We start from the raw sequence: 17,958 nt of genomic DNA on the forward strand, positions 1-17,958 counted from the left end.
GTTACCGCGTTCGACGAGTCAGACAATGTCGGCTTCCAGGCGGCGGATCGCCTCGCGGGCCTCGTCGGCCCCGCCCGCGTCGCCCTGCGCCTCGCGGGCCTTCAGGATCAGTCGCCAATTCTGCAGGGCCAGTTCGCGGTCCTCACCGCCCACCATCTGCAACGAACGACCGGCCAGACGCTCGGCCTGCTGATAGCGCCCCTGTTCCATGCGCAGTGCGGCCATCTGGTGCCACAGCCCGGCATCCCGCGGCGCGATCCGCAAGGCGCGCTCCAGACGCTGCTCCGCGCGCGCGGTGTCCCCAGCCTGGCGCGCGGACTCGGCCTGCTGGGCCAGGTTCAGGGCCGCGGCGGGTGTCGCCGCGCGTTCCGGCTCACGGGGTTCGGCCCGATCTTCGCTGGGCGCTGCATCCTCCCCGGTGATATCCCCGTCGTCGGGCACCGGGGCACTCGCATCCCGGGGCGCCGGCGTCGCACAGGCGGCGAGCAGCGCGGCCAGCGCAACAGCACCCAACCACTGCGCCGGGCGCCACGCCGAACCGGCGGGCAGCGCGACGCGAAACGGGGATCGTGCGGTACACAACATCTTCACCGGAATAGCCTCTCGAACCAGCCTTGCGGGCTGGAATCACTGCGCAGATCACACTCGGCGCGTGTCTCGGGGCTCGAATTCTGCCAGAACGGCAGCCTCTTCACCGACTCGCAGGCGTGATCATCGCTTTCCACACGCAACCCGGAGGCAAGATCGACCCCCTGATAGTCGATGCCGGGGTGGCCCTCCAGGCGCAGGGATTGCACCCCGATCCCCGCCATGATTTCCGCCCACACCGGCGCGGCGGACACCCCACCGGTCAGACCGGTCGGACGGTTATCGTCCATACCCAGCCAGACCACCGCCACGTGGCGATCATCAAAACCCGCAAACCAGCTGTCGCGAAAGTTGTTGGTGGTTCCGGTCTTCCCGGCCACGACCTCACCGTTCAGGCGCGCATTGATCCGGCTCCCAGTACCCTCCCGGGTCACGTCATGCAGCGCGTGGGTCAACAAACGCACCGCACCATCCGACACCGCGCCCTGCAGGGACAGCCCGTAGTGCGAGAGCATCTCGTCGTCCTGATCCAGCACGTCGCGGATCACCCGGGTTTCGGTCGCATAGCCACCGTTCGCCAGTGCCTGATAGAGCCCGGCCACCTCCAGTGGCGAGAGCTCGATCGCACCCAGCGCCAGCGACGGCAGCGGGGCCGGCGTGCGCTGCAGACCCAGCGTCTGCAGCAAGCTGACCACCTGCGAGATCCCGATATCCTCGGCCAGACGCACCGTAGCGATGTTGTAGGACTGCACCAGGGCCTCCCACGCGGTCACCGGCCCCCGGTGTTCGCGGTCGAAGTTGCGTGGCGTCCAGGGCTCGCCATGCGGCAGCTGCAGGGTCAGCGGGCTGTCGTCGAGGAGCGTCGCCAGGGTGTATCGGTTCGGGTTGGTCAGAGCCGCGAGGTACACGAACGGCTTGATCACCGAACCGACCTGCCGTTGGGCCTCCACCGCCCGGTTATAGCCGGGATAACGCGGGTTGCGATCCCCGACCACCGCCAGCACCTCGCCAGCCTGCGGGTCGGTCACGACGGCCGCGGCCTGCAAATCGTCCAGGTCGGTCCCGCCCCCGCGACGCCGGACCAGGTCGTCCACGCCGCGTACCAGCCGTTCCTCGAGGCGCATCTGGACGACCGGGTCCATGGTCGTGAAGATCCGCAGACCCTCGCTGCGCAGGTCCTCGTCCGCGTAATCCGTACGCAGCTCCCGGCGCACCAGATCCAGGAACGCCGGAAAGCGGCTGCGCCCTTCCGGCATGACCGGGGAAACATCCAGCGCCGTCGCCAGCGCCCGGTCCACCCGGTCGCGTTCGGCCAGTCCGGTCTCGGCCATCGCCTCCAGCACCCGGTCCCGGCGCTGCGTGGCACGCTGCGGATAACGTCGGGGGTCGTAGTAACTGGCCCCGCGCGCCAGCCCCACGAGCAGCGCCAGCTGGTCCAGACGCAACTCGTTCAACGGGCGCTGATAGTAGAACTGCGCAGCCTGACCGAAGCCGTGGATCGCCCGTTCACCGGTCTGCCCCAGAAACACCTCGTTCAGGTAGGCCTCGAGGATTTCCCGCTTGTCATAGCGGTGCTCAAGCAACAGGGCCATCACCGCTTCGTTCAGCTTGCGCGTCAGCGTCTGGTCACGGGTCAGGTAGAAATTCTTCACCAGCTGCTGGGTCAGAGTGCTGCCACCCTGCACCGTGCGTCCGGCCCGCAGGTTCGCGACCGCGGCCCGCCCGATGCCGACCGGGTCCACCCCCCGATGGGACATGAAGCGGCGGTCCTCGATCGCCAGCAAGGCCCCGATCAGCTCGCGCGGCACCTCGTCAATATCGACCAGGATACGGTCCTCCCCATGGGTCGGATAGATACTCCCAATCAGCAGCGGCTCCACCCGCATCAGGTCCACATTGCGCCCACTGGACTGCTCGGTGACCGACTCCACGCGGCCCTCGGACAGGCGCACCCGCACCGAATGCGCCGGCTCCCGACCATCCCCAAAGGTGAACGGCCGGGTGGTCAGGCGCGCGCTACTGCCTTCGATGCGGAACTCGCCGGGCCCGGCGCCATCCGGGGTCTGACGATAATTCAGGGTGCGCAGCTCGGTCTCCAGCGCATCCGCGGTCAACGACCGCCCCGCATAGAGCTCCAGGGGCCGCGCATACACCCGCGCCGGCAGCGCCCACCGCTGCCCCTCGAACCGTTCACGAATCTCGCGGTCCAGTTGATGCACATAGATGCCACCCACCGTAAGGCCGGCGAGCAGCAGCCCTGCCAGGGTCCAGCTGCCCGCACCGAACAGGCGCCGGAGTCGGCCCCTTCGGGGCGCGCTTCGCTTGCGGGGACGTGTAGTGGCTTTTCGCGGCATGGGGTGTGATGGGCGAGGTGACCGAAACGGCAGCAATGGTAACCTGATGCGTAAGCGAAAACGGGTGCATGGCCGGCGATTCCGGGAAAAAGACCCGGCTCCCGATGTCCAACAGCCCCACGGCCTACTGCGGAGCCCCGATGACCGAACTGGAACAGCACCACAAGCGCCTGCACCAACTGGTCGCGGACCGCGGATTTCCCGCCCCGGTGCCGGATGCCGACACCGTGCGCACCATCGAGACCCACATCTCCACGGTCATCCTCGCGGGCGAGGACGCCTACAAGTTCAAGAAGCCGCTGAACCTCGGTTTCCTCGACTTCTCCACCCTCGAGGCTCGCCAGCACTACTGCGAGACCGAGCTGGAGGTCAATCGCCGTCTGGCACCCCAGATCTACCTGGAGGTTGCCACCCTCAATGGCGACGATGCCCACCCCGTCATCAACGGCGAGGGGCCCATCCTCGACTACGCCGTGCATATGCGCCGGTTCGACCGCAAACGGCAGCTGGACCACCTTCTGGACAAGGGCCAACTGCCCGCCGCCGCCATGGATGCCCTGGGGCACTACATCGCCGCCTTCCACGAACGCACCGAACGCACCGATGCGCAGTCCGAGTACGGCACCGCAGAGGCCGCCACCCAACCGATGCTGGACAACTTTCCGGCCCTGAAGGAGACCGTTCGTGGTGCGTCGGACCGGGCACGCCTGGAACGGCTGGAACAGTGGACGCGATCGGAAATCAATCGATTGAAGGCTACACTTGAAGCTCGGCATGACGCGGGTTTCGTGCGCCATGGCCATGGCGACCTGCACCTGGGCAACCTGGTTTATGTCGATGACGAGAACGGCGAGGAAGTGCCGGTCGCCTTTGACGCGATCGAGTTTGACCCCGCCCTGCGCTGGATCGACGTGATCTCCGAGATCGCCTTTACCACCATGGATCTTCTGGCCCGTCAGTCGCGCGCCCACGCCTGGCGGCTACTCAATGCCTACCTGGACGGGCGCGAAGACTTCGACGGTCTCGCGCTCCTGCCGCTGTACCAGGTCTACCGCGCACTCATCCGGGCCAAGGTCCAGGGCATTCACGGGGCCGAGGCGCAGCTCCCTTCCGACGAACAGGCGGCCCACCAGGCGGAGATGGGCCGCTATCTAGCCCTCGCCGAGCGCCTGACCGAACCTGGATCCCCCCGCCTGATCCTGATGCATGGCGTCTCCGGCAGCGGCAAGACCGTGATCAGCACACAGATCATCGAAGCCCTGGGCGCCGTGCGCCTGCGCTCGGATATCGAACGCAAACGCCTGTCCGACGCCGTCTCCTACAGTGCCGACGCCCGGGCCCAGATCTACGACCATCTGCGCGAGCGCGCCCAACGCCTGCTGGCGCTCGGCCTGACCGTGGTGGTCGACGCCACCTTCCTGACCCAGAACCAGCGCGCCCCGTTCCAGCGTCTGGCACTGGAACAGGCGGCCGGCTTTGCGGTGGTTGCCTGTCGCGCCCGTGACGAAGTACTGCGCGAACGACTCGAGGCCCGCACCCGTGCGGGCCTCGATGCCTCGGATGCCGGCGTCGAGGTGATGGAACAGCAACAGCCGCAGCAGGAATGGCCCGCCCCCGAGGAGGGCCGCATCGAGGTGGCCCCGGAGGCACCGCTGGATCCGGACGCGCTCGCCCGCCAATTGCTGCAACCCGTCGCAAGCTGAGCGACCGCGTACAATCAGCGATAGACAGACCCCGGATACTCCGTCAACTTCGAGACACAGGAACTGGCACGCTCGCCCTCGAGCCCGGAACCCGACCAGGAACCCGCAGGAGCCCCCATGCATCATCACCGCCCCGGTCCGCTCGACCGAATCCGCCGCACCCTCACGCCCATTGCTGTCGGCGGGTTGCTGGCCATCGGCTCCACCGCCCAGGCCGATGCCCTGCTGCATTATGTCGACGACGAAGGACTGGAGAGCCAGATCCTGGTGCGCGGCGACATCGTGCGCATGGAGCTCAACGAGTCCATCAGCGGCACCTCCGGCTACATGCTCTTCGACGCCAGAACCGACCAGCTGACGGTCGTGGACGACACGGAACAGACCTACACCCCGCTGACTCGCGAGGTGATGGACCAGCAGATGCGCGCCATGACCGACATGGTCAGCGACCTGCGCCGGCAAATGGAGCAGCTCCCGCCCGAGGTGCGCCAGCAACTCGAGGAGCAGCTGGGCATCGGGGCGGAAGGTTTCGATGCCGAGATCGACACCCGCGCCACCGGCGAACAACGCAAAATCGGGGACTTCGTCTGCGACGATTACGAGGTGCTGATCGACGGCCAGGTGCAAAGCACGGTCTGCGTAACGGAGCCGGCTACCCTGGGCCTGGGCAGCGCGGATTTCGCGACCCTGGGTGCCCTGATGGATCGCCTGTACGAGCTGTCCCTGAGCGCCCTTGAGGCCGGCGGGCCGATGGCCTCGCAGATGGGCGCCTCCTTGCTGCCGCGCGTCGACGGCATCCCGCTGCAGGTCAGCGAAAAGGACGGCGTGACCACGCGCCTTGCCGGCATCTCCACCGACGACCTCAGCGCCGCACTCTTCAGCGTCCCCGACAGCTATGCCGAACGCGACCTTTTCTGACACTTGGCGCCGACGGCTGCCGCTTGCCTTGGCCGGCACCGGGCTTCTGCTGCTTGCCGCCTGCAGTGCGGGCCCCGAACCCCGCGGAGGGGATACCGCGCCCGTTGCCGCACCCGAAGGCCTTGCGGACGGCCCAATGAGCCCCACGCCCGAGGCTGGCCTGGAACGCTCCGAGGTCGTGCTGACCGCCCTCGGTCACCTCGACACCCCCTACCAGTACGGCGGCACCGATGCCACCGGGCTGGACTGCTCGGCCCTCGTCCAGCGCGCCTACCGCGAGGCCGGGCGCGCCGTCCCGCGCACGACACGCGATCAGGCCCGCGCCGCGACGCGGCGCGACGGCTCGCCCACCCCGGGCGACGTGGTGTTCTTCGCCATTAACGGGAATCAAATCGACCACGTCGGGGTCTACGTGGGAGACGGCCGCTTCGTGCATGCACCCAGCGCCCGCGGCCAGGTACGCATTGAGCATCTGGACAACCCGTACTGGGCGCCCCGAACCCGCTTTGCCGGTCATTTCTTCAACTGACCGCGATCAGAACCCGCCCGTCGTCGCCGGATCCACCGCTGACGGCGCGCATACAACCCCATCCTGGCCAGGCCTGGAATCACAATAGAGGAAGGAACCATGAAACCACTCACCGGTATTTCGCGCACCCTGCGCCACTCCGCCCTGGCGATCGGCCTGGGCCTCGGTCTCGCCGTCGGCGGCACCGCCAGCGCCTATGAGACGTTCATGGAGACCGACGAACGCGTCATCTTCACGACCGAAGGCGAATACGACTTCTACTTCGAGATGGTCGAAGAGGCCATCGCCGCTGAAGGCCTGGTCATCAACAACGTCGGCTACATCGCCAACATGCTGGACCGCACCGGCGGACAGGAAAGCGGCGAAGGCATCTACCTCAACGGGCAATCGGTCGACTTCTGCAGCGCCACCTACTCGCGCGCGACCATGGAGGCCGATCCGCACAACATGCTCTTCTGCCCCTACATCATCACGGTCTACGAGCTCTCCGAGGAACCGGGCACAATCTACATGGGCTACACGCCAGTTCCCGAAGTCGGCGACAAGGACTCGAAGGAAAGCCTGCGCGCCGTGAACGAGCTGGTCGAGCGCATCATCAAGGAAGCCCTCGCCTTCTGATCCCAAGGGCCTTTGTCGCAACGAAAAATGCCCGGAAGCCTTGCGGCCCCGGGCATTTTTATGTCCCCTGTCCTGCATGGCTAGGACAGGGTGATTCGGACAGGCGTGACCCGGGTCAGGGCGTCTGATCCTCTTCCGCGCCTTCCTTCTTCACCGGCAGCAGGACCTGACGGTCCACACCCAGCATCAACGCCGCGGTCGCCGCGATGAAGATCGACGAGTACGTCCCGACGACCACCCCGATGATCAGCGCAATCGAGAAGTTCTGCAGGGCCGCCCCACCCAGAATGGCGAGCGAGAGCAACACCAGCAGGGTGGTCAAGCTGGTCACGATGGTCCGCGCCAGGGTCTTGTTCACCGCATTGTTCATCACCTGTTCCGTGCTCTGCTTGCGCAGCACACGGAAGTTCTCGCGTATTCGGTCGTACACCACGATGGTGTCATTCAGCGAGTAGCCAATCACCGCCAGCACGGCGGCGAGCACCCCCAGGTCGAACTCCATCTGCAGCAGCGAGAAGATCCCCAGCGTGATCAGCACGTCGTGCACCAGCGCCAGCACCGATCCAATGGAGAAGCGCCACTCGAAACGCACTGCCACATAGATCAGGATGCCGGCCAGCGCATAGATCATCGCCAGACCGCCCTGCTCGCGCAGCTCCTCGCCGACGGCCGGACCGACGAACTCCACGCGGCGAAGGTCCGGATCAGACGGCCCACCTTCCTGCAGGGCGTTCAGGACCCGGTTGGACAACATCGCCGGGTTGTCGTCGTCTTCGCTTGGCGGCAGGCGAATCAGCACATCGCGCGAGGTGCCGAAGGTCTGAACCTGCGCCCCCTCATAGCCGCCCGCCGACAGGGTCTCGCGGATCGTATCCAGCTCCACCGCTTCGGGGTAGCCCACTTCCACCAGGGTCCCCCCGGTGAAGTCGATCCCGAAGTTCAGCCCGCGGGTGGCCAGCAGCGCTACCGAGATAATGATCAGGACCAGCGAGATCGCGATCGTGATCTTGCGCTTGCCGAGGAAATCGATGTGCGATTCAGCGAAATTCAGATGCGGAAGCATGGTTTTCTCCGCGCTCAGATGGCCAGGCGCGTCAGTCGACGCTGGCGCCCGTAGGTCAGATTGACGATTGCGCGGGTCACGATGATCGCGGTGAACATCGATGCGATGATCCCGATCGACAACGTGATGGCAAAGCCCTTGATCGGCCCGGTGCCGAACAGGAACAGCACCAGGGCCGCGATCAGCGTGGTCACGTTGGCGTCCGCGATGGTGGTGAACGCTCGGTCATAGCCCGACGAAATCGCCGCCTGGGGTGACAGTCCGTTGCGGATCTCCTCGCGTATGCGCTCGAAGATCAGCACGTTGGCGTCTACCGCCATGCCGACGGTCAGCACGATCCCCGCGATCCCCGGCAGGGTCAGGGTCGCCTGCAGCATCGACAAAACCGAGACGATGAAGATCAGGTTCAGTGCCAGCGCCACGTTCGCGATCAGTCCAAAGGCGCGGTAGTAGAGGATCATGAAGATCATCACCAGGATGAATCCGATCACCACCGACTGCATGCCGCGATCGATGTTCTCCTGGCCCAGGCTCGGACCCACCGTGCGTTCCTCGACAATCGACATCGGCGCGGCCAGCGCACCGGCGCGCAGCAGCAGCGCGAGGTTGCGCGCCTCACGCGTGGTATCCAGACCCGAGATCTGGAAGCGTCGGCCCAGCGGCTCGTTAATGCGCGCAACGTTGATGACCTCTTCGCTGCGCGAGGTACGCATGACCTGCTCGCCGTCTTCCTCCACCGTCTCGGTGGTCGTCTCGATGAACACCGACGCCATCAGGCGGCCCACGTTATCCGAGGTCACGCGCGAAAAGATGCGCGCCCCCTGGCCATCGAGATTGATGAACACGGCCGGGCCGCCGCTATCCTGGGCAATCCCGGAAGAGGCGTCGGTAATATAGTCACCGGTGAGCATCACCTGACGCTGCAGCAGCACCGGGGTCCCGTCACGCTCGTGGTACAGGCGCGTCCCGGACGGTGCGCGGCCGGTTTGGTCGGCCTCCATCGGGTCGCCGGCCTCGGAGACCAGGCGAAACTCCAACGTGGCGGTCGCACCCAGTACTTCCTTGGCCCGCGCGGTGTCCTGCACGCCCGGCAGCTGCACCACGATCCGGTGCTCGCCCTGCTGGGCAATGATCGGCTCGGCCACGCCCAGCTCGTCCACGCGCGAACGCAGGGTGGAGATGTTCTGCTGCAGGGCCTGGCGGCGTAGCTCGGTCAGGTGGTCATCGCTCAGGGTGGCCACCATGCGGGTGGTTTCGCCGCTCCCACGGATCTCCCATTCCAGCTCGCCGCGATATTCGCGGGTCAGCCAGCTCTCGGCCGCCGCGAGGCTTTCCTCGTTCGCGAACATCACGGTCAGGTCACTGGAACTGCGCTCGATCGTGCCGAACGTCAGACGTTCGTCGCGCATCCGCCCGCGCAGCTCGTTGGAGTAGCGCTCCATCGCCGTGCCGATCACGGCATCCAGATCGACTTCCATAAGGAAGTGCACCCCGCCGCGCAGGTCCAGACCCAGCGCCATCGGCTGGCCATTGATTGCGCGCAGCCAGTTCGGCGTCGCCGGGGCCAGATTCAGGGCGACGGTGTGGTTGTCATCCAGGGCATTGCGCAGGATCTCCGCGGCCAGCGACTGCTCGTCGGTGGTCTCGAAGCGCAGGAGTAGCTGCCCATCGTCCTGCTCCTCCACCTGTTTCGGCGTCACGCCCTGGGCACCCAGGATGGTGCCCATCAGGTCACGGATGTTCCCGTCGATCTCGCCGGTGACCGGATTGCCGATCTGCACCGACGGGTCTTCCGGGAACAGGTTGGGCGCGGCATACAGCCCCGCGCCCAGAACGACCACGACGATCAGGGCGTACAGCCACGCCGGATAGGAATTGCGCATATCAAAAACCCTGGAGGGCGTTTAGAGATCTTTCAGCGTGCCCTTGGGCATCACGGAGGCGACCGACTGCTTCTGTACCGCCACGTTCACGCCGTCGGCAATGTCGACCTTGATGAAGTCGTCGCTGACTTCGGTAATCTTGCCGGCCACACCGCCATTGGTGACGATCTCGTCGCCCTTGGACAGGGCCTCGACCATGGAGCGGTGCTCCTTGGCGCGCTTGCTCTGCGGGCGGATGATCAGGAAGTACATGATCGCAAAGAAAATAACGATCATGATCAGGAACTCGATCATGCCGCCGCCGGCCGCTCCACCTTCCTGGGCATGCGCTGCAGAAATCAGAAAGTCCATCGAAACACTCCGTCTTCGGTTCAGATTCGGACGCTACCGGGGAGCTCGGGCCACACCCGGCGAGCGAAAAAATACCGCGCGGATTATGGCACAGGCGGGATTGCCATGCCGCGTCGACTGTAGAAATCGGCGACGAACTCATTCAGGGCGCCGGCCGCGATCGCCTCGCGCAATCCGCGCATCAAATCCTGGTAGTAATGGAGGTTGTGGGTCGTCGCCAGGCGCGAACCGAGGATCTCGTTGCACTTGTCCAGGTGCTTCAGATACGCCCGCGAATAGTGGCGACAGGTGTAGCACCCGCATTCCGGATCGACCGGGCCGACATCGTCGCGGAAGCGCGCATTGCGGATGCGCAGCACGCCCTCGCGGGTATAGAGGAACCCGTTGCGGGCATTGCGGGTCGGCATCACGCAATCGAACATGTCCACGCCGCGTCGCACGGCCTCGACGATGTCCTCCGGCCGGCCCACCCCCATCAGGTAGCGCGGACGATCCTGCGGCAACAGCGGCAGGGTGGCATCCAGCGTCTGCAGGCGCTCGTCCTCCGGTTCGCCCACCGACAGCCCGCCGATCGCGTAACCGTCAAAGCCGATCGCCTGTAACCCCTCGGCCGACTCCCGCCGCAGGTCCGGGTACATCCCGCCCTGCACGATGCCGAACAGCGCCGCCGGGTTGTCACCGTGTGCCGTGCGTGAACGCGCCGCCCAGCGCAGCGACAACTCCATCGACTGGCGCGCCGCTTCCTCGGTCGCCGGATAGGGCGTGCACTCGTCGAAGATCATCACGATGTCCGAGCCCAGCTCGCGCTGCACCTGCATCGAGGACTCCGGCGTCATCAGCACCTTCGAGCCATCCACCGGCGACTGGAAACGCACACCCTCCTCGCTGATCTTGCGCATCTCCGCGAGGGAGAAGACCTGGAATCCGCCGGAATCGGTCAGGATCGGGCCCTCCCAGTGCATAAAGTCGTGCAGGTCGCCATGCGCCCGGATCACCTCGGTGCCCGGGCGCAGCATCAGGTGGAAGGTGTTACCGAGGATGATCTCCGCGCCCAGCTCGCGCAGCTCCTCCGGCGTCATCGCCTTGACCGTGCCGTAGGTTCCCACCGGCATGAAGGCCGGGGTCTCCACCGTCCCGCGCGGGAAGTGCAGACGGCCGCGGCGCGCCGCGCCATCGGCGGCCAGATTCTCAAACTCCATCGGACTCTCCCGCGGCGGTGGCCATACTCGGGGGCAGATCATCGCCCTGCCCCGGCGCCAGCCACATCGCGTCGCCGTAACTGAAAAACCGGTAGCGCTGTGCCACCGCGTGGGCATACGCATCCAGGATCCGGCGATAGCCGGCAAATGCCGCCACCAGCATCAACAGCGTGCTCTGCGGCAAATGAAAATTGGTCACCATCCGGTCCACCACCCGAAATCGATCCCCCGGCTGGATGAATAGCCGCGTCTCGCCCTGGAACGGCGCCAGTTCTCCCCCCGCGGCCGCGGTCTCCAGCGAGCGCACGCAGGTCGTACCGACCGCGACCACACGCCCGCCACGCGCCTTGCAGGCCGCTACCGCCGCGCAGGCCTCGGGCGACACCTCCAGCCACTCCGCATGCATCTCGTGCGCCGCGGTGTCCTCGACCTTCACCGGCTGGAAGGTCCCCGCCCCGACGTGCAGGGTCACCGTCGCGGTCTCCACCCCCGCCGAGCGCAGGCGCCCCAGCAGGGCATCATCGAAATGCAGGCCCGCCGTGGGGGCGGCAACCGCGCCCTCGCGCGCCGCGAACACCGTCTGGTAGCGATCGGCATCATGCGCCTCGTCGGCGCGCTCGATATAGGGCGGCAGGGGGATGTGCCCATGCTCGCGCAACAACGCGAGCACATCGTCCGCATCAACCAGGGCCAGGCGGAAGAACGGGCCGTCGCGGCCGGTTACTTCGACGGTAAAGGCATCCGCCAGGCGTAGCCGGGCCCCGACCTTCGGCGCCCGGCTGGCGCGGACCATCGCCAGCACTTGGCCGGGCGACTCGATTCGTTCGACCAGAACCTCCACCTGCCCCCCGCTCTCCTTGCGCCCGAAGACACGCGCCGGAATCACCCGGGTATCGTTCAGCACCAGCAGGTCACCCGGCCGCAGAAGATCCTCGATCTCTGCAAAGCGAGCGTCCCGCGGCCGCTCTTCCTCCAGGACCAGCAGGCGCGAACCCGCCCGGTCCGGTAGCGGATACTGTGCAATCAGCTCCGGCGGGAGCTCGTAATCGAAATCGGCGACACGCATGGCGCGCGATCCTACCACGCACCACTCGACGCGGCTCGGAGTGCCGAAGATCGCTCTGCCCCGTTTGTGCCGCAGAGAACCTGCGCTACACTACGGCCCCACAAGCCGGGATGGCGGAACTGGTAGACGCGCCGGATTCAAAATCCGGTTCTGGCAACAGAGTGCGAGTTCGATTCTCGCTCCCGGCACCAAATTTTCTCGGGCCCGCCGCCAGGCCCAAACCCCAGGGAAGCATTCAATGATGCTTCCCTGGCACCAGGCCGGTGTAGCTCAGTTGGTAGAGCATCTGATTTGTAATCAGAGGGTCGCAGGTTCGACTCCTGTCGCCGGCTCCATTTTTCTCGGGGAACACCCCGGCACCGGCCGGATCGCCCGCAATCCGCACCTCATTGCCGGGCCGGTCGTACTACCAGAGTGGATGCCACCATGTCGTGCAGCCCTTGCTTGCGTTCGGTGAACGCGACCATCAGAAAGCCGATGTAGAGGGTCATGGCGGAGAGGATCTTGGACCAATAGCGAGCGTTGGCTCGCCCGAAGCCGATCCGCTGGCCATCCGCATCCGTGACTCGCAGGCCCAGCATCCGCTTGGCCGGTGTCGCCTGCCAGCCGGACGACTCGAAAACCGTGAAGTAAAGCCAGAACACAGCCGTCCCCATCACGATCCCCAGCAAGGCCCCGGCGCCAGCAATCACCTCGGGTTCATGGCCCACCATCGTCATGCCCAGGACAAAGCTCAGGGGCAGCACGACCAGCATCCCCAGGATGTTGGCGAGCACCCAGTCGATCAACAACGCCAGCGCCCGATACCAAAAGCCGGCGTATTGGGCGCAAGCCCGGGGCGTCGCAACCTCGCACTCGACGCCCAACGCCTGCGGCTTTAGCGCCGTCCCGCACCCGTGACAGAACCGCGCTTCCTGGTGGACTTCCTGTCCGCATTGCATACAGAACATCTCACTCTCCTTGTGTCACGCCCGTTCCCGGGCCCATCTGAAGGCCTTCTCCTTGGTCTGGCATCCGCCTGAAACGCGCGCGCCATCACTTGTCCCGCCGTGCGCGGAAGAAACGGCGCAGTCGCTCTCCGGCCACATCCCCGAGCACTCCACCTGTCACATCGATGCGGTGGTTGTGCGCGGGGTGGCCGAACAGCTCCAGGGCGCCTCCGGCGGCCCCGGTGCGGGGGTCGCTGGCACCGAATACCACGCGCGCTAAGCGGGCGTGGATCATCGCGCCGGCACACATGCTGCAGGGTTCAAGGGTCACGTAGAGCGTCACACCCGGGAGCCGGTAGTTCTCCAGGCGCTCACCGGCGGCCCGGAGCGCCCGGATTTCGGCGTGCGCGGTCGGGTCGTGCAGCCCGATCGGCGCGTTGTGGCTGGCCGCCAGGCATGTGCCATCGGCGGCCACCAGCACCGCCCCCACCGGCACCTCGCCGACCTGTGCCGCTTGTTCGGCCTGTTCCAGGGCCTTCTCCATCCAGTAGTCATCGGCCCCTGCGTGATCCGGCGCGGGGCCGGCGCCGCTAGGATCCATTCGCCGCGCTCGGGCGTGGTTCGTCCAGCGCCGCCTCGATCGCGGGCGCCAGGTCGGCCGGCTTTTTCTGCGGGGCGAAGCGGTCGATCACGCGGCCGTCGCGCCCGACCAGAAACTTGGTGAAGTTCCACTTGATGCCCTGCGTGCCCAGGGCACCCGGCGCCTGGGCCTTGAGATACCGGTAGAGCGGATGCGCACCGTCCCCGTTCACCTCGATCCTGGCGAATACCGGGAACGCGGCCCCGAATTTCACCCCACAGGCCCGAATCTGGTCCGCGTCTCCCGGTTCCTGCCCGCCAAACTGGTTGCAGGGGAAGCCCAGCACCCGGAACCCCTGTTCAGCGTAGCGATCGTGCAGGGCCTGCAGGCCCTCGTACTGGGGAGTAAAACCACACTGGCTCGCGACATTCACGATCAGCAGGACATCGCCCCGCCAGTCCGCCAACGGCTGCTCGCCTCCCTCCGGCAACGGCGCGGAAAAGTCGAAAACGTCGCTCATTCGCGGGCCTCCCCTTCAGCTGCACGCAGCAGTTCGTGCTCCAGCTCCGCGAGGACATCAGCGGTCGCCTGCGACAACGCGGAGACCAGGCGCGCCGCCGAACGCCGGTCGATGGTGTGTTGTGCCTCCATGTGGACCAGGCGGGAACGCTCCGCAGTGCGCAACTGGGTGCGCAGGCCTACACGACCGACCCCGCGCACCGGGTCATCGGGACCCACCTCGCCCAGCTCTTCCAGATTCGCGGTATCGAGATCGCCATACAGGGCCGTCACCAGGATGTGCAATTGCACGGCCGGACGCCCCTGCGCGCGCGCAGCGGAGGCGTTGTCGACCAGCTCGATGGCCGCCCCGTGGCGCGTCCAGCGTTCCCGCAGCAGCTGCTCGAGCTGCTCCGCCGGCGCCAGGAACCATTCGTTGTAGTAGTCCGACTCGTAGCGGTGATCTCCCAGTCGGTAGACCAGCCCCTTCCCGCCATACGCCGGCGCCACCCGCACCGACCCCAGCTCCACGGCCAGCGGTTCGCTCGTCTCGGCCATTCGCGGGGCCGGATCGGGCGGGAGTTCCAGCAGGAACCACGCGCGGTCCACTGCATCGCGCTCGGGAATCAGCGTGCAGCCGCCCAGCGTCCAGGCCATCAGTAGAAGCGCGGGAAGGGTCCATCGGGTCATCGGTTTACTCCTCGTCCATCGAACTGCGCGGCGGCGGGGCACCGAACAGCGCACCTCCGGGATTGCGGCGAACATCGTCCGACAGGCTGCGCAAGCCGGTGATCGTAGCCTGCAGCTCGTCCAGAGTCTCCAGCAACTTGCTCTCACTGACGTCCATCCCCCTGTCCAGTCGCTCCACCATGGCATCCATCCGGTCCACCAGGCGCCCGACATCGGCCGCCTCGGCGGTCTCGCGCAGTTCGCGCAGCGCGGCGCGGGTCTCGCTGGGCAGGGCCTGGGTATCCGGATGCTCGACCAGACGCTCGACCGACTCCATCACCCGGGTCGCCGTGCGGGTCGTGGTCTTCAGTTCGTCGATCATTTCATCGGCCTGCTCCGCCAGGCGCCCGGTATCCAGTTCGTTAAGCGTGGTATCCACGGTCACCAAGAGGTTGGTCAGGTTGTCCACGACGCCCTCGATATCCAGCTCGTCGATGCGCTTGAGCAGGTTCTCCGCGTATTCGAGGAACTGCATTGCGGTGCTGGGCGCAGACGGCACATAGATCGAGTGTGGCTCCCAGTCATGGGCTAGTGGCGGATGGGTTCCCGGCTCGGAGAAATCCGTCTCCAGGTAGCTCATGCCGGTGATTCCCTGTGCCGCCATGCGCACGCGCAGCCCGGCCTCGACCAGATTCTCGAGAATACGGGTCTCGAACTCGCCTTCCCGCGCACTGGCGGCAAAACGGTCCGGGTACAGCCGCGCCCGCACCATCACGTAGCGCCGGCGATCACGCGGGCGCACATCGGATTCGTAGACCACCGAGGTAAAGGTCAGGTCGGTCACCTCGCCGATGTTCACGCCGCGAAACTTGACCGGCGCCCCGATCTCCAGGCCCTGGATCGAGGAATCCATGTAGGTCTCGATCTGGATGGACGGGCGCAGCAGGTTACCCGCCGTCAGGATCAGCAACGCCGCCACCAGGGCCGCCAGCCCGCCGAGGATGAACAACCCCAGTCGGAAATGATGTCGGGCACTCATGCGGACCTCTCTTGGTCGGAATCCGTCCGCCGCAGGAAGCGCTGCACCCACGGATGATCTGATGTGTCACGCAGGGTGGCCGGGTCGCCCTCGGCGGCAATCCCCTGACTCTCCTTGTCGAGCATAATCACCCGGTCGGCAATCGCAAAAATGCTGGCCAGTTCGTGACTCACGATCACGATGGTCATGCCCAGGGTCCGGGCCAGGCGCTGGATCAGCCGATCCAGATCCGCCGAGGTGATCGGGTCGAGGCCGGCAGAGGGCTCGTCCAGGAACAGGACCTCCGGGTCCAGCACCATGGCGCGGGCGATGGCCGCGCGTTTCTGCATGCCGCCGCTGATCTCCGAGGGCATGAAATCGGCGAACGCCCCCAGCCCCACCAATTGCAGACGGGCGCGCGCGACCGCATCCATCGCCTCGCGCGGGAGATCGGTGTGCACCTCCAGTGGCAGGCGCGCGTTCTCCAGCAGCGTCATTGACCCGAACAGCGCCCCCATCTGGTACATCACCCCGACCCGGCGCAGGATCGCCTCGCGCTGCGCGCCCTCCGCCTCGGTGATATCCGCACCGGCGACCCAGATATGGCCGGCCTGAGGCCGGTAAAGCCCGATCATGTGCTGGAGCAGCGTACTCTTGCCACTACCGGAGCCACCGAGAATCACGAATATCTCGCCCCGGCGCACCTCGAAGTTCAGATTGCGCATCAGGACGAGGTCGTCGAAGCCCATGGTCAGCCCGCGAACACGGATGACCACTTCACCTTGCGCGTTATCCGGGTTCGTCGCGGCCACACCTGTCATCCCTCAGACCCCCAGGTGGTAGAACAGCACGGCGAAGACGCCATCCAGCACCACGATGAGGATGATGGACGTGACCACCGCGCTGGTGGTCGAAAGCCCCACCGAGGCGGCCCCGCTGCCAGTCTGCAATCCGCGCAGGCAGCCGACCGTGGCGACCACCAGGCCGAACACCACCGCCTTGACCAGCCCGGAAAACAGGTCCGAAAGTGACAGCGCGGACGTCACCTGATTGAAGAACGCCACCCAGGGGATCCCAAAGCCCTGCATCACCACCGCGGCTCCGATCAGCCCGATCATGTTCGCGTACAGCGCCAGTAGAGGCGCAACCAGCAACCCCGCGAGCACCTTCGGCAGCACGAGAAAGCGCACCGGATCCAGCCCCATCGTCTTCAGGGCGTTGACTTCCTCGTTCACCTTCATCGTGCCGATCTCGGCCGCAAAGGCGGCGCCCGAGCGGCCCGCCAGCAGGATCGCCATCATCAACGGCCCCAGTTCGCGGAACAGCGACACCGCCACCAGGTTGGCGACGAAGATCTCGCCCCCGAACTGGCGCATCGCGATCGCCGACTGGAACGCCAGGATCACGCCCAGCAGGAAGGCAATCAGCGAGACGATTGGCAGGGCCTGGAAGCCCGCCGCCTCCGCCACCCGCAGGGTATCGCCCCAACGCACCTGACGCGGGTGGCGCAGGGCACTGCCGACGGCCTGGCTCAGCTCGCCGACAAAGCTGAACTGCGAGTGCGCCGCACGCCCCACCCGGTCCACGCCGTCCATCCACCCCTGCCACCAGCCGCGCCCGTCCGCAGCCCGAGCCGGCTCGACCGCATCCAGCTCCCGATAGGGGGCAAGCTGCTCCTCGACCATGCGGCTCATACCCTCGAACTGGACCTCGGCGTCTGCGCGCGTGAAGTCTTGCTCCAGCGCATGCAGCAACGCCGCCCCCGCCCCGTCGCAGTACTCGACGCCCCGCAGGTCAACCAGCACCGCACCCGCCGCCTGCTGCCCCAGATCGCGGGCACGGCGACGCAGCGAGCCCCAGTGTTGCTCCACGGCATGCACGTCCAGCCGCCCCGACAGACGCAGCCGGGGCGCGGGATCGACTGTGGCATCATATTCGAACGGGGGTTCCGCACTGGCGGCCGTGGAATCCATCGCGTGACTCGCGGAGAAC

At 66.4% G+C, this 17,958-nt stretch carries 18 protein-coding genes and 2 tRNA genes; 6 read left to right on the forward strand and 14 right to left on the reverse strand.

Annotated elements, in window-relative coordinates:
* Positions 1 to 18 precede the first annotated feature (18 nt).
* On the reverse strand, positions 19 to 591 hold the full coding sequence (locus tag D575_RS0110220) for a tetratricopeptide repeat protein (protein WP_026182118.1): 573 nt from the start codon (positions 589 to 591) through the stop codon (positions 19 to 21).
* Entirely contained in the window at positions 588 to 2,942 is a 2,355-nt protein-coding gene (gene mrcB, locus D575_RS0110225; RefSeq protein WP_155985180.1) for a penicillin-binding protein 1B, read from the reverse strand. Before mrcB ends, D575_RS0110220 begins: the two co-directional genes overlap by 4 nt.
* A gap of 140 nt (positions 2,943 to 3,082) precedes the next feature.
* Between mrcB and D575_RS0110230 the strand changes: the two genes are divergently transcribed.
* The 4 genes from D575_RS0110230 (at position 3,083) to D575_RS0110245 (ending at position 6,710) form a co-directional block, all read left to right on the forward strand.
* Entirely contained in the window at positions 3,083 to 4,645 is a 1,563-nt protein-coding gene (locus D575_RS0110230) for a bifunctional aminoglycoside phosphotransferase/ATP-binding protein (RefSeq protein WP_018145827.1), read from the forward strand.
* Between the two features lie 117 nt (positions 4,646 to 4,762).
* Positions 4,763 to 5,563, forward strand: coding sequence for a hypothetical protein (locus D575_RS0110235; protein ID WP_018145828.1), 801 nt, complete (start codon positions 4,763 to 4,765; stop codon positions 5,561 to 5,563).
* Entirely contained in the window at positions 5,541 to 6,092 is a 552-nt protein-coding gene (locus tag D575_RS0110240; protein ID WP_231367513.1) for a C40 family peptidase, read from the forward strand. Before D575_RS0110235 ends, D575_RS0110240 begins: the two co-directional genes overlap by 23 nt.
* Before the next feature lie 99 nt (positions 6,093 to 6,191).
* Positions 6,192 to 6,710 (forward strand): DUF302 domain-containing protein, encoded by a 519-nt coding sequence (locus D575_RS0110245; RefSeq protein WP_018145830.1) that lies wholly within the window; start codon positions 6,192 to 6,194, stop codon positions 6,708 to 6,710.
* A 115-nt stretch (positions 6,711 to 6,825) separates the two neighbouring features.
* On the opposite strand, the gene secF is transcribed toward D575_RS0110245, so the two are convergent.
* From secF to queA, 5 genes are all read right to left on the reverse strand, one after another.
* Complete coding sequence (secF, locus tag D575_RS0110250) at positions 6,826 to 7,773, reverse strand: protein translocase subunit SecF (RefSeq protein ID WP_018145831.1); 948 nt, start codon at positions 7,771 to 7,773, stop codon at positions 6,826 to 6,828.
* Between the two features lie 14 nt (positions 7,774 to 7,787).
* Positions 7,788 to 9,656: a protein translocase subunit SecD gene (gene secD / locus D575_RS0110255; RefSeq protein WP_018145832.1), complete on the reverse strand. Its 1,869-nt coding sequence runs from the start codon at positions 9,654 to 9,656 to the stop codon at positions 7,788 to 7,790.
* A gap of 21 nt (positions 9,657 to 9,677) precedes the next feature.
* The gene (yajC, locus tag D575_RS0110260) at positions 9,678 to 10,007 is read right to left on the reverse strand and encodes a preprotein translocase subunit YajC (RefSeq protein WP_018145833.1); all 330 of its coding nucleotides are present in this window, start codon (positions 10,005 to 10,007) and stop codon (positions 9,678 to 9,680) included.
* An 83-nt stretch (positions 10,008 to 10,090) separates the two neighbouring features.
* Entirely contained in the window at positions 10,091 to 11,206 is a 1,116-nt protein-coding gene (gene tgt, locus D575_RS0110265; protein WP_018145834.1) for a tRNA guanosine(34) transglycosylase Tgt, read from the reverse strand.
* Complete coding sequence (queA, locus tag D575_RS0110270) at positions 11,196 to 12,272, reverse strand: tRNA preQ1(34) S-adenosylmethionine ribosyltransferase-isomerase QueA (RefSeq protein WP_018145835.1); 1,077 nt, start codon at positions 12,270 to 12,272, stop codon at positions 11,196 to 11,198. The genes tgt and queA overlap by 11 nt, the downstream gene beginning before the upstream one ends.
* Before the next feature lie 104 nt (positions 12,273 to 12,376).
* Here queA and D575_RS0110275 point away from each other — a divergent pair.
* Together D575_RS0110275 and D575_RS0110280 are read left to right on the forward strand one after the other, a co-directional pair.
* Positions 12,377 to 12,463: transfer RNA gene (locus D575_RS0110275), tRNA-Leu, on the forward strand.
* A gap of 68 nt (positions 12,464 to 12,531) precedes the next feature.
* Positions 12,532 to 12,607: transfer RNA gene (locus D575_RS0110280), tRNA-Thr, on the forward strand.
* Positions 12,608 to 12,658: 51 nt separating this feature from the next.
* Here D575_RS0110280 and D575_RS0110285 read toward each other — a convergent pair.
* From D575_RS0110285 to D575_RS0110315, 7 genes are all read right to left on the reverse strand, one after another.
* Positions 12,659 to 13,222, reverse strand: a complete 564-nt coding sequence (locus D575_RS0110285; protein WP_018145836.1) for an RDD family protein — start codon at positions 13,220 to 13,222, stop codon at positions 12,659 to 12,661.
* Between the two features lie 85 nt (positions 13,223 to 13,307).
* Positions 13,308 to 13,802, reverse strand: coding sequence for a tRNA adenosine(34) deaminase TadA (tadA, locus tag D575_RS0110290; protein WP_018145837.1), 495 nt, complete (start codon positions 13,800 to 13,802; stop codon positions 13,308 to 13,310).
* The gene (locus D575_RS0110295; RefSeq protein ID WP_018145838.1) at positions 13,792 to 14,301 is read right to left on the reverse strand and encodes a glutathione peroxidase; all 510 of its coding nucleotides are present in this window, start codon (positions 14,299 to 14,301) and stop codon (positions 13,792 to 13,794) included. Before D575_RS0110295 ends, tadA begins: the two co-directional genes overlap by 11 nt.
* Positions 14,298 to 14,969 (reverse strand): membrane integrity-associated transporter subunit PqiC, encoded by a 672-nt coding sequence (locus D575_RS0110300; protein ID WP_026182119.1) that lies wholly within the window; start codon positions 14,967 to 14,969, stop codon positions 14,298 to 14,300. The genes D575_RS0110295 and D575_RS0110300 overlap by 4 nt, the downstream gene beginning before the upstream one ends.
* Positions 14,970 to 14,973: 4 nt before the next feature.
* Positions 14,974 to 15,987: an MlaD family protein gene (locus tag D575_RS0110305; RefSeq protein ID WP_018145840.1), complete on the reverse strand. Its 1,014-nt coding sequence runs from the start codon at positions 15,985 to 15,987 to the stop codon at positions 14,974 to 14,976.
* Positions 15,984 to 16,787 (reverse strand): ATP-binding cassette domain-containing protein, encoded by an 804-nt coding sequence (locus D575_RS0110310; RefSeq protein WP_018949645.1) that lies wholly within the window; start codon positions 16,785 to 16,787, stop codon positions 15,984 to 15,986. The genes D575_RS0110305 and D575_RS0110310 overlap by 4 nt, the downstream gene beginning before the upstream one ends.
* Before the next feature lie 3 nt (positions 16,788 to 16,790).
* Positions 16,791 to 17,939, reverse strand: a complete 1,149-nt coding sequence (locus D575_RS0110315) for an MlaE family lipid ABC transporter permease subunit (protein ID WP_018145842.1) — start codon at positions 17,937 to 17,939, stop codon at positions 16,791 to 16,793.
* Positions 17,940 to 17,958: the final 19 nt, after the last annotated feature.

The sequence above is a fragment of the Thioalkalivibrio sp. AKL6 genome, from assembly GCF_000376905.1.
GTDB lineage: Bacteria > Pseudomonadota > Gammaproteobacteria > Ectothiorhodospirales > Ectothiorhodospiraceae > Thioalkalivibrio > Thioalkalivibrio versutus.